This window comes from Serratia sp. P2ACOL2 (assembly GCF_003691565.1).
GTDB classification, from domain to species: Bacteria; Pseudomonadota; Gammaproteobacteria; order Enterobacterales; family Enterobacteriaceae; genus Serratia; species Serratia liquefaciens.
In genome coordinates, this window is record NZ_CP033162.1 from 4,107,947 (window position 1) to 4,122,425 (window position 14,479).

The 14,479-nt window shown below is 53.8% G+C and carries 14 protein-coding genes and 1 pseudogene; 4 read left to right on the forward strand and 11 right to left on the reverse strand.

The genetic code is table 11. From position 1 onward, the window contains the following. Positions 1 to 61: 61 nt before the first annotated feature. Positions 62 to 1,600: a phosphoethanolamine transferase gene (locus EBA31_RS19870; protein ID WP_122080035.1), complete on the forward strand. Its 1,539-nt coding sequence runs from the start codon at positions 62 to 64 to the stop codon at positions 1,598 to 1,600. Positions 1,601 to 1,728: 128 nt separating this feature from the next. Continuing rightward, entirely contained in the window at positions 1,729 to 1,989 is a 261-nt protein-coding gene (locus tag EBA31_RS19875; RefSeq protein ID WP_044554541.1) for a YfhL family 4Fe-4S dicluster ferredoxin, read from the forward strand. Between the two features lie 63 nt (positions 1,990 to 2,052). Here EBA31_RS19875 and acpS read toward each other — a convergent pair whose 3' ends face one another. The 7 genes from acpS to lepA all read right to left on the reverse strand — a co-directional run bounded on the left by acpS (position 2,053) and on the right by lepA (position 8,555). After that, complete coding sequence (gene acpS / locus EBA31_RS19880) at positions 2,053 to 2,433, reverse strand: holo-ACP synthase (protein WP_020828251.1); 381 nt, start codon at positions 2,431 to 2,433, stop codon at positions 2,053 to 2,055. Then, positions 2,433 to 3,164, reverse strand: coding sequence for a pyridoxine 5'-phosphate synthase (pdxJ, locus tag EBA31_RS19885; RefSeq protein WP_020828252.1), 732 nt, complete (start codon positions 3,162 to 3,164; stop codon positions 2,433 to 2,435). The genes acpS and pdxJ overlap by 1 nt, the downstream gene beginning before the upstream one ends. 73 nt (positions 3,165 to 3,237) lie before the next feature. Then, positions 3,238 to 3,969 (reverse strand): DNA repair protein RecO, encoded by a 732-nt coding sequence (gene recO / locus EBA31_RS19890; protein WP_020828253.1) that lies wholly within the window; start codon positions 3,967 to 3,969, stop codon positions 3,238 to 3,240. 8 nt (positions 3,970 to 3,977) lie between these two features. Then, the gene (gene era, locus EBA31_RS19895; protein WP_020828254.1) at positions 3,978 to 4,886 is read right to left on the reverse strand and encodes a GTPase Era; all 909 of its coding nucleotides are present in this window, start codon (positions 4,884 to 4,886) and stop codon (positions 3,978 to 3,980) included. Then, positions 4,883 to 5,563 carry a ribonuclease III gene (gene rnc / locus EBA31_RS19900; protein ID WP_041414862.1) on the reverse strand — a complete coding sequence of 227 codons (681 nt, stop codon included), beginning with the start codon at positions 5,561 to 5,563 and terminating at the stop codon, positions 4,883 to 4,885. Before rnc ends, era begins: the two co-directional genes overlap by 4 nt. A 182-nt stretch (positions 5,564 to 5,745) precedes the next feature. Next, a complete protein-coding gene (lepB, locus tag EBA31_RS19905; RefSeq protein WP_122080036.1) occupies positions 5,746 to 6,723 on the reverse strand; it encodes a signal peptidase I in 978 nt (325 codons plus the stop codon). A 32-nt stretch (positions 6,724 to 6,755) separates the two neighbouring features. Continuing rightward, positions 6,756 to 8,555 carry a translation elongation factor 4 gene (lepA, locus tag EBA31_RS19910; protein WP_020828257.1) on the reverse strand — a complete coding sequence of 600 codons (1,800 nt, stop codon included), beginning with the start codon at positions 8,553 to 8,555 and terminating at the stop codon, positions 6,756 to 6,758. 542 nt (positions 8,556 to 9,097) lie between these two features. On the opposite strand from lepA, the pseudogene EBA31_RS19915 reads away from it, so the two are divergent. Continuing rightward, positions 9,098 to 9,936: pseudogene (locus EBA31_RS19915) on the forward strand (hypothetical protein). Here the strand turns inward: EBA31_RS19915 and rseC are convergent. From rseC to rpoE, 4 genes are read right to left on the reverse strand one after another with little or no spacing between them, the layout of a single operon-like run. Then, positions 9,933 to 10,409, reverse strand: a complete 477-nt coding sequence (gene rseC, locus EBA31_RS19920) for a SoxR-reducing system protein RseC (RefSeq protein ID WP_046372820.1) — start codon at positions 10,407 to 10,409, stop codon at positions 9,933 to 9,935. The pseudogene EBA31_RS19915 and the gene rseC sit on opposite strands and share 4 nt — an antisense overlap. Continuing rightward, positions 10,406 to 11,365: a sigma-E factor regulatory protein RseB gene (gene rseB / locus EBA31_RS19925; protein ID WP_020828260.1), complete on the reverse strand. Its 960-nt coding sequence runs from the start codon at positions 11,363 to 11,365 to the stop codon at positions 10,406 to 10,408. Before rseB ends, rseC begins: the two co-directional genes overlap by 4 nt. After that, positions 11,365 to 12,018, reverse strand: a complete 654-nt coding sequence (rseA, locus tag EBA31_RS19930) for an anti-sigma-E factor RseA (RefSeq protein ID WP_122080038.1) — start codon at positions 12,016 to 12,018, stop codon at positions 11,365 to 11,367. Before rseA ends, rseB begins: the two co-directional genes overlap by 1 nt. A gap of 30 nt (positions 12,019 to 12,048) precedes the next feature. Beyond that, positions 12,049 to 12,624 carry an RNA polymerase sigma factor RpoE gene (gene rpoE / locus EBA31_RS19935; protein ID WP_012146382.1) on the reverse strand — a complete coding sequence of 192 codons (576 nt, stop codon included), beginning with the start codon at positions 12,622 to 12,624 and terminating at the stop codon, positions 12,049 to 12,051. A 213-nt stretch (positions 12,625 to 12,837) separates the two neighbouring features. Between rpoE and nadB the strand changes: the two genes are divergently transcribed. Continuing rightward, a complete protein-coding gene (gene nadB, locus EBA31_RS19940; protein ID WP_020828262.1) occupies positions 12,838 to 14,439 on the forward strand; it encodes an L-aspartate oxidase in 1,602 nt (533 codons plus the stop codon). Positions 14,440 to 14,479 lie beyond the last annotated feature (40 nt).

Consider the following 14,479-nt stretch of genomic DNA (forward strand, 5'->3'; position numbering starts at 1 on the left):
GTTCAAATTCCGAGCAGGGTTTGAACTGGCATGGACAGCAATAAATTGACAACTGAGCTTAATGAAAACACACACAGCCATTCTAAATAAACTCCACACATCCGTAACACTTTACGCACTCCGAGATTTATTACTTTTCGTTGTCACTTCGTTGATATTAATAAAATCGATGGGCTACGGCGGCGGGAAAGGGGTTGATATTATTTTTATTTCCCTTACGCTATTATTATTGTCTATTTCTCCTCTCACTCGGTATTTCCTGGTCATTCCCTACATTATACTTTGTGCTATCTATGCCCCTGTCGGCATGATATATGGCCCACCTTCCGTTGCAGTGGTCTCGGCGCTGTTTCAAACCAACAGGGTCGAGGCCGTTGAATTCCTGCATGCCATACCGACAGGCTGTTATCTGTTACCCTTCGCTACACTGATGATGCTGTTTCTTCTCGCCCGCTATTGCTGGCGTCAACCGCTCTCGGCGCGTAAGGCTATGCCGTTTTTTCTGATTTTAATTGTGGTACTGTTTGCCAGAATACTCAGTGGAAACGCCGGAAATATTAAGTTGATAGATTTCTTTTCCTCATTGATGTCCTCATACCAAAGTTATAATCGGCAAATGATAGAAATCAATGCCGGCATGCTGGCCGAGCCCCGCTGGACTATTGATAGCGTAAATAGTAATCAGACTAACTATGTCATTATAGTGGGTGAGAGCATGCGCAGGGATTATATGTCCTTATTTGGGTACCCGACGTCAACGACCCCATTTTTGGATCGCGTAAACGGCACCTTTTACAGTAATTATATTTCTACCGCGCCGAACACCTTCGAATCCCTGCCGAGAACTCTGGCACTGAGCGACGGAAAAATCAGCTATATCTCAGATAATATTGTCACGTTGGCAAAAGCAGCAGGATTACATACTTATTGGTTTTCCAATCAGGGACTGCTTGGTCAATTTGATGCACCGGTATCCAAAATAGCCATGTTCAGTGATGAATATCAGTTCCTGAAAAAAGGAGATTATCAATCGCGTAACACCGATGATGATGAACTGCTGCCATTGTTACAAACCGCGTTGGCTAACAACTCACCGGGGAACCTATATGTTCTGCATATTATGGGTTCGCATTCTGACTTTTGCGAACGACTCGGTGGTGAGCCGCCGGTTTTCACCAGCAGCAATACTGAGCTCGCCTGCTACCTTTCCACCTACCGCAAGACGGATAGGTTCATCGAACATACTTACCAAATGCTGCAAGATACCCATTCACCGTTTAAATTAATCTATTTCTCTGATCACGGTCTCTCTCAGCGAACTATTGATGGCAAAGTGTATCTGCGACATAGCGGCGATACACGACAGAATTACGAAGTCCCGCTCTTGGTGCTTTCTGATACCGATCGCCAACGTATCTTTGTTGACGAGCCACACAGTGCCTTTGAGTTTATCCGTCTTTTTGCCCGACAGGCAGGCATAGTCGTGACTCATCCAGAACTGAATACGCGAGTAGCAGGGCCTGGTAAGCGGCCTACTTTCAATGGTCAGGAAATGGTTGATTTCGATCAGTTGGCCAATGACCCGCCAGAGTTATTATGACGGCCATCTCAAGGGGTGAGCGCTCTGCAGCAACGCATTGGCGGGCGCCGGTGGAAAAACGCCCAATAAAATGGGCTTTATGATAGATTGCGCGCCTGTTCGTGTGCACCGATTAAAAGATAACTGAAATGGCACTGCTGATTACCAAAAAATGCATCAACTGCGACATGTGTGAACCGGAATGCCCAAATCAGGCCATTTCGATGGGCGATGATATCTACCAGATCGATACCGATCGCTGTACCGAATGCGTCGGTCATTACGATATCCCAACCTGTCAGCAGGTGTGCCCGATCGACAACACCATTATCGTCAATCCAGAGCACCGCGAAACCAACGAACAGCTGTGGGACAAATTTGTGGTGCTGCATCATGCCGATCGGCTGTGACACAGAAATTCAGATCGACAAGGGCGCCAACAGGCGCCCTTTTTTTCATGGCCGATCGCCGGCTTACCCTTCGATAATCACCGTCGCGCAAGCATAACGGCGTTCATCTGCCAGCGAAACGTGAATGGAAGTGACCCCCATTTGCTGCGCCAGCTCGGCGGCGCGAGCATGCAAGCGGATATTCGGCTTGCCGAGACCGTCGTTGAACACTTCAAACTGATTAAACGCCAATCCGTTTCGTATCCCGGTACCGAAGGCCTTGGCGGCAGCTTCTTTCACCGCAAAACGCTTGGCAAGAAAGCGCACCGGCTGCTGATGCTGCTGATACACTTCCCATTCGGCATCGCTCAGTACGCGACGCGCCAGACGATCGCCGCTGCGCTCGACGACCGCTTCGATGCGCGCCATTTCAACGATATCGGTGCCCAGCCCCAGCACGGCCATTAGCGGCGCGCTTCACGCATCAGCAGTTTCATATCCGTCACCGCCGCCGGCAGGCCGCACATGACCGCCTGGCCGATAATCGCATGACCGATATTCAGCTCATGCATTTCCGGCAGGGCCGCGATCGGCTGAACGTTATGGTAAGTCAGGCCGTGGCCAGCGTTGACCTTCAGGCCTTTCTCTGCGGCGTAGGTGGCGGCAACGGCGATACGATGCAGCTCGGCTTTGACCGCCAGTTCGCCTTCAGCTTCCGCATAGGCGCCGGTATGAATTTCAATGTAAGGGGCGCCTACCGCGACCGCTGCATCAATTTGGCGATGATCGGGATCGATAAACAGCGAAACCAGAATACCGGCCTGCGCCAAGCGTTCAACGGCGATGGCCATTTTGTCCTGCTGCCCGGCAACGTCCAGCCCACCTTCGGTCGTCACTTCTTCGCGCTTTTCCGGTACCAGACAGCAAAAGTGCGGTTTCAGCTCAACGGCGATATCCACCATTTCATCGGTCACGGCCATTTCCAGATTCATGCGCGTCTGGATGGTCTGGCGCAAAATGCGAACATCGCGATCGGTGATATGACGACGGTCTTCGCGCAGGTGCACCGTGATCCCGTCAGCCCCTGCTTGCTCGGCAATAAATGCCGCCTGAACCGGATCCGGATATTGGGTTCCGCGCGCGTTACGTAACGTGGCGATGTGATCGATATTGACGCCCAGCAGTAAATCAGCCATGACAACCCTCTAAAAAACGATTTTCAGTAGCGGTAGTTTACACGCGGGTGCAGTAGCGCAAAAGGAGAAAAGGTCAGGCGTCGTCGACCGGCGTATCCGGCTGTTTACGGACAAACTGACGGAACAGCTCACGGCTCTTGAGCGGCTTACCGCCCAGGTAGGGTTTAAGCGCCATACGGGTAAAACGCTTGGCGGCACGCAAGGTTTGCACATCAGGGAACTGACGCTCCGCCAGCGCGCGTAATTCGCGGCCGGTAAAGCTGTAGTGATCCACCACCAGACTGGCGATAAAGCCTTTTTCCTCACGGTAGCGGTAGGTCATACCATCATCGACCGGCAGACCGCTGCCGGCGCAGTGCAGGAAGTCCAGACCGTAACCCAGGTGATTCAGCAAGGCCAATTCGAACTGGCGCAGTGCCTGCTCCGGCGAAACGTCTTCTGCCGCCAGCGCCTGCAAACATTGCAGATAGTCGAAGAACAATACCGAGTAATTGGCTTCCTGCTCAAGCACCCGTGACAGCAGCTCATTCACGTAGAGGCCGCTGTACAGCATCATGCCGCTGAGAGGTAAACCTAGGGACACCGCTTCGGCGTTACGCAGCGTTTTGACTTCGCCACGACCGCCCCAGCGGACTAACAGAGGGGTAAAGGGCTGCAGACAACCCTTCAGATTAGAACGACGGCTGCGCGCGCCTTTTGCCAGCAAGCGCACCCGTCCATGACCTTCCGTAAACATATCCAGCATCAGGCTGGTTTCACTGTACGGTCGTCCATGCAGGACGAAAGCGCGCTCCCAGCCGTCCATTGGAGAGGTTATTTCAGATCGTCGGTATAGCCCAGGCTACGCAATGCACGTTCGTCGTCCGCCCAGCCCGATTTCACTTTCACCCACAGTTCCAGATGCACTTTGGTTTCAAACATCTGTTCCATGTCCTGACGGGCTTCGATACCGATGGTTTTGATCTTCGCACCTTTGTTGCCGATGACCATTTTCTTCTGGCCTTCGCGCTCAACCAGGATCAGACCGTGCACGTTGTAACCGCCGCGCTCGTTCGGCACAAACTGTTCGATCTCAACCGTCACCGAGTAAGGCAACTCTTCACCCAGGAAACGCATCAGCTTTTCACGGATGATTTCCGACGCCATAAAGCGCTGGGAACGGTCGGTGATGTAATCGTCCGGGAAGTGGTGTTCCGCTTCCGGCAATACCTTGCGCGCGATAGCGGCGATGGTATCGACATTCATGCCTTTCTCCGCAGAGATTGGCACCACATCGAGGAAGTTCATCTGTTGGCTGAGGAACGCAATGTGCGGCAACAGCTTGGACTTGTCGGTGACGTTGTCGACCTTGTTGATCGCCAGCACAACCGGGCATTTCAGGCTGCGCAGTTTGTTGACCACCATTTCATCGTCGGCGGTCCAGTTAGTGCCTTCAACTACGAAGATCACCAGCTCGACGTCGCCGATTGAGCTGCTGGCGGCGCGGTTCATCAAACGGTTGATGGCGCGCTTTTCTTCGATGTGCAGACCCGGGGTATCGACGTAAATGGCCTGATAGGCGCCATCGGTGTCGATACCCATAATGCGGTGACGGGTCGTCTGCGGTTTACGCGAGGTGATGGAGACTTTTTGCCCCAGCAGTTGGTTCAGCAACGTGGATTTGCCCACGTTGGGACGACCGACTATCGCAATAAAACCACAGTATTGTTTTACTTCGCTCATTCAAGCTCCAGATTTTTCAGCGCTTGTTCCGCTGCCGCCTGCTCGGCTTTACGACGGCTTGAGCCGGTACCCATCACGGGTTCGCTCAAACCACTCACCTGACAGTGGATAGTAAACTCCTGATCGTGCGCCTCACCGCGAACCTGCACCACCAGATAAGAAGGTAATGGCAGATGACGACCTTGCAAAAACTCCTGTAAACGGGTTTTGGGGTCTTTCTGCTTATCACCGGGGCTGATTTCGTCCAACCGGCTGCGATACCAGTCCAAAATCAGTCGTTCAACAGTTTGAATATCGCTATCCAGGAACACGCCGCCAATTAAAGCTTCCACCGTATCCGCCAGGATTGATTCGCGGCGGAATCCACCACTTTTCAACTCACCCGGCCCGAGGCGAAGGCACTCGCCCAGATCGAACTCGCGCCCCATCTCCGCCAGCGTATTGCCGCGCACCAGCGTGGCACGCATGCGGCTCATATCGCCCTCGTCTACGCGAGGAAAACGATGATAGAGCGCATTGGCGATGACAAAACTAAGAATAGAGTCACCCAGAAACTCAAGACGTTCATTGTGTTTACTGCTGGCGCTACGGTGAGTTAACGCTTGCAGTAAGAGCTCCTGCTGTTGAAAAGTGTAGCCCAGCTTCCGCTGTAGCCTATTTATTACGATGGGGTTCATGAGTTACCAATAGATCAAGAATGCGTCAAAAACTTGCAGCATACGGAACAGGCCTGCTTCGCCGAAAGCCAATCCAAAGCTGTTTCGTTTGCAGTGGCTCCCAACAGGGAGCCAACTTTTTATCGCTCGAGCCGGTATTCTACAACGAGTGGAAATATAATGCTGCGTTTATAGACGCCTGATTAATGAATTCCACCGATGCGGCTAAATCTTACGCCGGTAGGCCATTCGCCTTCCTGCTTTTCAAAACTCATCCAGATAGCCGTGGCTTTACCCACCAGATTTTTCTCCGGTACGAAGCCCCAGTAACGGCTGTCGGCGCTGTTGTCGCGGTTATCACCCATCATGAAGTAATGACCCGCCGGCACAACCCATTCCGCCAACTGTTTACCCGGCTGCTGGTAGTAAGCGCCCACCTGATCCTGCGTGCCTGGCACGGTCAGAATATGGTGAGAAACCGAGCCCAGCGTCTCCTGGCGTTCACGCAGACGGATACCGCCCTGCGGCACGTTGTCGCTCAGTGGGATCTGGTAAAAGCCATTGCTGGCTTCGCCCATACCGCTGCGGCTGAACAATTGAACAAAGTCGCTTGGCTGCGCATCGTTGTAAGTCACCGCTAATGCGGTATCGCATGACTGACCGCTATTACAGGATGGCTGAACGGTTACGCGCTTATTGACCGGATCGTAACTTACACGGTCGCCCGGCAGGCCGACTACGCGCTTGATATAATCCAGTTTAGGATCCAACGGATATTTAAATACCGCAATATCACCGCGTTTCGGATGGCCGGTTTCAATTAGCGTGGTCTGGGTAATAGGATCTTTAATGCCGTAGGCATATTTCTCCACCAGAATAAAATCGCCAATCAACAACGTCGGCATCATCGAACCGGACGGGATCTGGAAAGGTTCGTAAATAAACGAACGCACCACAAAGACCAGCAGCAACACCGGGAACACCGACGCGCCAGTTTCAATCCAACCCGGCTGCTTTGCCACTTTGGCCAGCGTTTTGTCGTCCACGGCACCCGCAGTCTGCGCATTCACCGCCGCAATCTTGGCGCGGCGGGCAGGCGCCCATCTAAAGCGCTCAAAGGCCCAAATGATCCCGGTGACCAACGTTGCCAGCGCCAGGATCAGGGCAAACATATTCGCCATGCAAACTCCCTAGTTACGCGAACTTATCGCTCTTACTTACTGTCTTTGCCAACGTGCAGAATGGCCAGGAACGCTTCTTGCGGCAACTCTACGTTACCGACCTGCTTCATACGTTTCTTACCGTCTTTCTGTTTCTGCAGCAGCTTCTTCTTACGGCTGACGTCGCCGCCGTAGCATTTTGCCAGAACGTTTTTACGCAGCTGCTTCACCGTGGAGCGCGCGATGATATGGGTGCCGATCGCCGCCTGAATGGCGATGTCGAACTGCTGACGCGGGATCAGCTCTTTCATCTTCTCCACCAGCTCGCGGCCACGGTATTGCGCATTGTCGCGGTGGGTAATCAGCGCCAGCGCATCCACACGCTCGTTGTTGATCAGCACGTCGACACGCACCATGTCAGAGGTCTGGAAGCGCTTGAAGTTGTAATCCAGCGACGCATAACCGCGTGACGTAGACTTCAGACGGTCGAAGAAGTCGAGTACCACTTCCGCCATCGGGATTTCGTAAGTCAGCGCAACCTGATTGCCGTGATAAACCATGTTGGTTTGCACGCCGCGTTTTTCGATACACAGCGTGATGACGTTACCCAGGAATTCCTGCGGCATCAGCATGTGACATTCGGCGATCGGCTCACGCAACTCTTCGATATTGTTCAGTGGCGGCAGCTTGGACGGGCTATCAACGTAAATCGTCTCTTTGCTGGTTGTTTCCACTTCATACACTACCGTCGGTGCGGTGGTGATCAGCTCCAGATCGTATTCACGTTCCAGACGTTCCTGGATGATCTCCATGTGCAGCAGGCCGAGGAAGCCACAACGGAAGCCGAAGCCCAGCGCGGTGGAGCTCTCTGGCTCATAGAACAGGGAGGCATCGTTCAGGCTCAGCTTGCCCAACGCATCGCGGAAGGACTCATAGTCGTCGGAGCTGATCGGGAACAGGCCTGCATAAACCTGCGGCTTCACTTTTTTGAAGCCCGGCAAGGCTTTGTCTGCCGGCTGCCGCGCCAACGTCAGGGTATCACCCACCGGCGCACCGAGGATGTCTTTGATTGCGCAGACCAACCAGCCTACTTCGCCACAGTTCAACACGTCGCGATCGACACGCTTCGGCGTGAAGATACCCAGACGATCGGCGTTGTAGGTTTGGCCGGTGCTCATGACTTTAATCTTGTCGCCCTTGCGCATGGTGCCGTTTTTAACGCGCACCAGGGAAACTACGCCCAGGTAGTTATCGAACCAGGAGTCGATGATCAGGGCCTGCAGTGGCGCATCCGGATCGCCTTGCGGCCCCGGGATATCGCGCACCAGGCGTTCGAGCACTTCCGGCACGCCAACACCGGTTTTGGCGGAACAACGCACCGCGTCGGTCGCATCGATGCCAACGATATCTTCAATTTCCTGCGCGGCGCGGTCAGGATCGGCAGCCGGCAAGTCAATTTTGTTCAGTACCGGCACCACTTCCAGATCCATATCCAGCGCGGTGTAACAGTTAGCCAGAGTCTGAGCTTCTACGCCCTGCCCGGCATCGACCACCAGCAGCGCGCCCTCACAGGCGGCCAGTGAGCGCGAAACTTCGTAAGAGAAGTCAACGTGCCCTGGGGTGTCGATAAAGTTGAGCTGATAGGTTTGACCGTCCTGCGCTTTATAATCCAGCGTGACGCTCTGCGCTTTGATGGTAATACCGCGCTCGCGCTCCAGATCCATAGAATCGAGCACCTGCGCGGCCATTTCACGTTCGGTCAAGCCACCGCAAATTTGAATGATGCGGTCGGACAGCGTCGACTTACCGTGGTCAATGTGGGCAATAATGGAGAAATTTCGTATATGCTTCATTATAAAAGTTTTTCTGCCTTGGTATTTCTGAATTACTCGCCTATAGAAACCCGCATGGACCTAAAGCGACAGTGAATGGGTTCGGCCGTCTTGCGCCTGAATCGCTGCATTCTACATGTCACAACACTGAAAACCTAGCGATCGGTGCAGTGAAGGCATTCTATTATGTGCACTTTAATGTTACAGGGCGCCCCGGGTTATGAAAGCTGATGTTAACAAAACTCAGCGTGCTCACAACACCGCGTTGCAACAGCCGTTGCCCTCTGCATTTCTTTCTCCGCCATCGGCGGGATCCGGTAGTAATACATAACCGCCAATAACGCAATAAACCCTCTCCGAGTTATTGATTAAATAATATCTGGATCAATATCTTAGAATTGCAGTCTACCCCTCCGGCTTTAGGAAAAAACCCATATACGCCTCCCGGTAGCTTCTATAGAAATGAAGGTGAACACCGTGACAAAACATAATTCAGGGCACTACATCGGCATGCCCACCGGGGTTCACCAGCATATCTCTACGTATTGATTGGAAGGTGCAAAATGATCGATAAAGGGCAAATGCTGAGCCGGCACGATTTTTCTAAGGTCAATTGGGGCATTCTGACGGCAGCGGCGCTGCTGTTAACCATTGGTGCGGCGCTGCTGTTGCTGCCGCTGCTGAGCAATATGGATGAAAATGCAATACTGACCCTACTGCAAACCGGCGCAGCCACTATTGTACTCGGCTGTATTCTTCTGGCGCTACGCCACTATCTGCGGCCAGCGGTGACTTACCGTCTGTACGAACATGGCGTTAGGGTGATAAACCAACATAGTCACAAAGAACGCTTTATCCCCTTTGAAAAAATTGGGGATATTTATCGTTTTCGCGGCGGGCGCCTGTTTGGCGGGCTATTCGACGTAATGGCATTTCGTGCCTCGGCTGAACACCCCTGGTACCCGGTGTTCAGCAACCTGTCTCACTCCTGGCGGCTGGCGGATACCATTATTAATCAGCAGATCCAGCAACGTGGGCCGCTGGCGCTGAATGCGTTGTATCAGGGGGAAGTGCTGTCGTTTCACTATCTCAGCTGCGGAGCTCGCTGGCTGAATCATTTATTGCCCGGAAACCGACAAGGAAAACAGGTTCAAACGCTACAGTTGAGCGCAACTGCGGTTATCACGGCACAAGGATCAATCCCGATTGAACAGATCCGTGAACTCGAGAATAATCCACGACGTGGCACCATTCGACTGCTGGATAACCAGGGGAATGCGTTGTTTACGATAGGGTATTTTTCGCTGCTCAGCGCAGACCTGTTTGTCGCACTGTTAGAGCATATGATCTACAGCCGCATCCCCGCCTACCATAACCGGCGGTGACGCGGCCGAAGTTTTAACGCAGAGGTTCGTTTTCCGTCTGCAGGCGCATGGCCCCAGGCGGTAAACCAATTTGCAAAACGACAGGTTGGTAATTGGCTTGCTCGCCGAGACGATGAGCCAGACCACGCGCCAGAATAAAAGCCAGGCCACCGCCAAGCAAGGCACCGAGCGCGGCAGAAGCGTCAGTACCCAGCCAGTATTGCAACAGGCTGCCACCCAGCATCATTCCCACCAGCGGCGTCAGATAAACCAGCATCGCAGAACGCAGCAAGCTGCCTTCTGCAATGCCTACTTCGACGCGTTGACCCGGCTCGAGCGGCTGCTCAATGCGTACCTGCAGTTGGTGTTCGGTTTCCGGCACCAATTCGTTTAACGCGCGCGCACCGCATCCAGAGCGAGCAGTGCAGCTGCCGCATCCGGCTTTCGGCTCACAACGCAACAGCGCCACGCCCTGTTGCCACGAAACGACCGTGGCCCACTCTTTCATCATTGTGGTGATACCTTGAAGGAAATACTGTCTGCAATACGTTTGGCCGTTGCCGGCGGTAATTCGCCAACAATGGTAATTTCATTGCCGTTACGCACTTCGGTTTGAATCGTGCGTCGACCCTGACGATAATACTGCTGGCCCGCACCGCTGCCCGCAGGGCTGATATTGACCGAGAAGCTGAATAAACCATCGCTGTAAAGCCGTGACTCTACCGGCTCTGTCACATTCGGCAGTTTACGGCGATTACGCGCCACCTCGTCCACCCCAGCCGGTAACCAGCCCGTGCTCCAGCTCAGCTTGATTTTATCTACCGCAGGCAGCGACAGCAATGGTGGCAGGTTAGCTTTGATCAGCCCTTCCATCACGCCCTGCACTTGCGGCCCGACCACGAACGAAATCACCCGATATTGCTCCAGCGTTTCGCCGTCGCGATCGATCAGATCCACCCGCAGTGGCAGCTTGGTATCTTCGTCCATCCAGACTATATAGCTATAGCGCGAGCCATCACGCGCAACCACGCGGATCACTTCGCAGGGACGATCGGAAATACGGGTGCTGCCAACGGAGATGAAATCGTAATATTTCGCCAGGCGGCTGAAATCGGCATAAACAATCGCCGGCAACGCATCGACGATATGATCGCCGGACAGCGTAAAGGGTTCCAAACCGGGTTCGAAATAGCTGATCCCGCCGCCGCGCTGTAACACTTCACGACGTGGACCATCCATATGCAGCAATTGACCGAGCGGCAATTGATCGATCACCGCATGACGATAACGCAGCGATTCAATCCCCTGCTTGCTGATGCTGATATAGGCGAGTTCATAATTGAGCGAACGGCTGGCACTGCTCATCTGTTGCAACAACGCCCCGGACGCAGTGGGCTGCGCCGGGGCGATGCTTGAGTAGAGCAGGCTGCCCGTCAATAGACAGACGGAGAACCAAATTTGCTTCATTACTGCTGTTGCATTCCTAAAGACTGAGTTCCGGGAACCTGAACGGCAGCCTGTTGTGGTGTGCTTTGCTCAAGCTGCAGCTGATCAGAATGCAAACGACGTTGCAACTCATAATCTTGCAGCATAGCGTTAATGCGTTTGCGCTGTTCCTGCACCTGCTGCTGTTGTCCGCTGCCGGTAGAGAAACTGTCTGCCGGCACGCCGAGGCTAACCGGTGACGCCTGCCCCATGATTGGCAGGGTAGTGAACGCTGGTGATTCAGCGGCAGCCGATTGCTCAGCCGGCTGGTTGTACTGCTGAACGCCGACAATCACCGCGAGCGACACGCAGGCCGCCATGCCAATCTGTGTGATCTGGCTGGCCCAAGGACGAACTTTGTCCCAGAACGGCATTTTCTGCCAGGTGTGCGGTTGCGGCTGAGACTCCGGCACGGCAGAAGGAACCAGACGTGCGGGTTCTTTCTCAAGTGCAGCAGCAACACGATCTGCGATATCGGAATGCATGACTTGCCCGATATCACCCCGTATTGTGTCACGTATCAGGTGATAGCTCTGCCAGCTTTGTTGAAGCGCCCTGTCTTTAGACAATGAACTCAGTAGCTCGCTGTCGAGCGATTCTCCATCCATCAGAGCGGAAAGCTTTTCTTTCTGCATGCCTAAGTACCCTTCCTGTGTCCGCCATTGCTAACGTTGAATCAGCGGTTGAACTTTATTATCGATAGCCTCCCTGGCGCGGAAAATACGCGAACGTACGGTTCCGACCGGGCAATCCATGATGGCCGCTATCTCTTCGTAGCTTAGACCATCCAGCTCCCGCAGGGTAATCGCCATGCGAAGATCCTCAGGGAGAGACTCAATGGTACGGAAAACTATCTGTCTCAGCTCTTCTGACAACATTAAGTTCTCAGGGTTCGAAATTTCTTTCAGTGCACCCGCACTTTCGTAATTTTCTGCGTCGTTGGCATCCACATCGCTGGATGGCGGACGACGGCCCTGAGCAACCAAATAATTCTTTGCCGTGTTCACGGCGATTCGATACAACCAGGTATAGAAAGCGCTATCCCCACGGAATGATTCCAGTGCGCGATAGGCTTTAATAAACGACTCCTGCACCACATCCGGCACATCGCCCTGCGGTACATACCGGGAAACCAGACTCGCAACTTTATGCTGGTAACGAATTACCAGTAAGTTAAACGATTTCTGATCGCCCTTTTGGACCCGCTCAACCAGAACTTGATCCGTTAACTGCTCGCTCATCCGAGGTAAACTCTCCCCAAATCCGTCTCCACGCGTAAAATTGTACTGCCAGCCATACATTATTTTCCTGAGCAAGCACTCGCTTGGAGTTCATACAGAACGCGAAGTTCCGTATTGCCATTGTTTTTTATGTTGATGTCACCCATCCGTGGCTTTTGCCCGGACAATTAGGCTAACATGAATTTCACTCTTCTTCTGCACACATCATACGTTATGCAACCATCATCTGAACATGTTAGCGATGTACTGATCGTCGGCAGCGGTGCTGCGGGCTTGTCACTGGCGTTGCGCCTGGCGCAGCATTGCAAGGTTACCGTACTCAGCAAGGGGCCGCTCAACGAAGGCGCCACATTCTATGCCCAAGGCGGGATCGCCGCGGTTTTCGATGAAACGGACAGTATTGCCTCACACGTTGATGACACTTTAATTGCCGGAGCCGGCCTGTGTGACAGAGACGCCGTTGAGTTTATCGCTGGCAATGCCCGCCACTGCGTGCAGTGGTTGATTGACCAAGGGGTCTTGTTCGACACCGAAGTCAACGCTCAGGGCGAAGAGCATTACCACCTGACGCGGGAGGGGGGGCACAGCCACCGCCGTATCCTGCATGCCGCTGATGCTACAGGTAAAGAAGTAGAGACCACACTGGTAGGGAAAGCAAGCGCCCACCCCAATATTTGCGTGATGGAACGCCGCAATGCGGTCGATCTGATCACCTCCAACAAAATCGGCCTGCCGGGCACCCGCAGAGTCGTCGGCGCCTACGTCTGGAACCGCGAGCTGGAGCAGGTAGAAACCTATCGTGCCAAAACGGTGGTGCTGGCAACCGGTGGTGCAGCCAAGGTGTATCAATACACCACCAACCCGGATATCTCTTCCGGAGACGGCATCGCCATGGCCTGGCGCGCAGGCTGCCGGGTCGCCAACCTCGAATTTAACCAGTTTCACCCGACCTGCCTGTTCCACCCGCAGGCACGTAACTTCCTGCTGACCGAAGCCTTGCGCGGTGAAGGGGCTTATCTGAAGCGCCCGGACGGCAGCCGCTTTATGCCCGATTTTGACCCACGAGGCGAACTGGCACCACGCGATGTCGTTGCCCGCGCCATCGACCACGAAATGAAGCGCCTGGGAGCGGACTGCATGTATCTGGATATCAGCCATAAACCGGCTGAATTCATTACTCAGCATTTCCCGATGATCCATGAAAAACTGCTGACGCTGGGTTTCGATCTGACTACGCAACCTATCCCTATCGTACCCGCCGCGCACTACACCTGCGGCGGCGTAATGGTCGATCAGCATGGTCGTACCGATCTGGATGGGCTGTATGCCATTGGCGAAGTCAGCTATACCGGCCTGCATGGCGCCAACCGCATGGCGTCCAACTCGCTGCTGGAGTGCTTGGTTTACGGCTGGTCAGCGGCAGAAGACATCAAGATGCGCCTGCCGTTTATCAAGCTGGCGAAACAGCTGCCGCAGTGGGATGAGAGCCGGGTGGATGACGCGGATGAACGAGTGGTCATTCAGCACAACTGGCATGAGTTGCGGCTATTTATGTGGGACTACGTGGGTATTGTGCGCACCACTAAACGGTTGGAGCGAGCCCTACGCCGCATCAATACGCTGCAGGCGGAAATTGATGAGTACTACGCCAACTTCCGTATCTCCAACAATTTGCTGGAGCTGCGAAATCTGGTGCAGGTGGCGGAATTGATCGTACGCAGCGCCATGGCGCGTAAGGAAAGCCGTGGGTTACACTTTACGCTGGACTATCCGGATATGCTGCCGGAAGCGCTGCCGACCATACTGCAACCCTAGCAGCGACACCGCAAGGGCGCCCACTGTGGCGCCCTTTTCA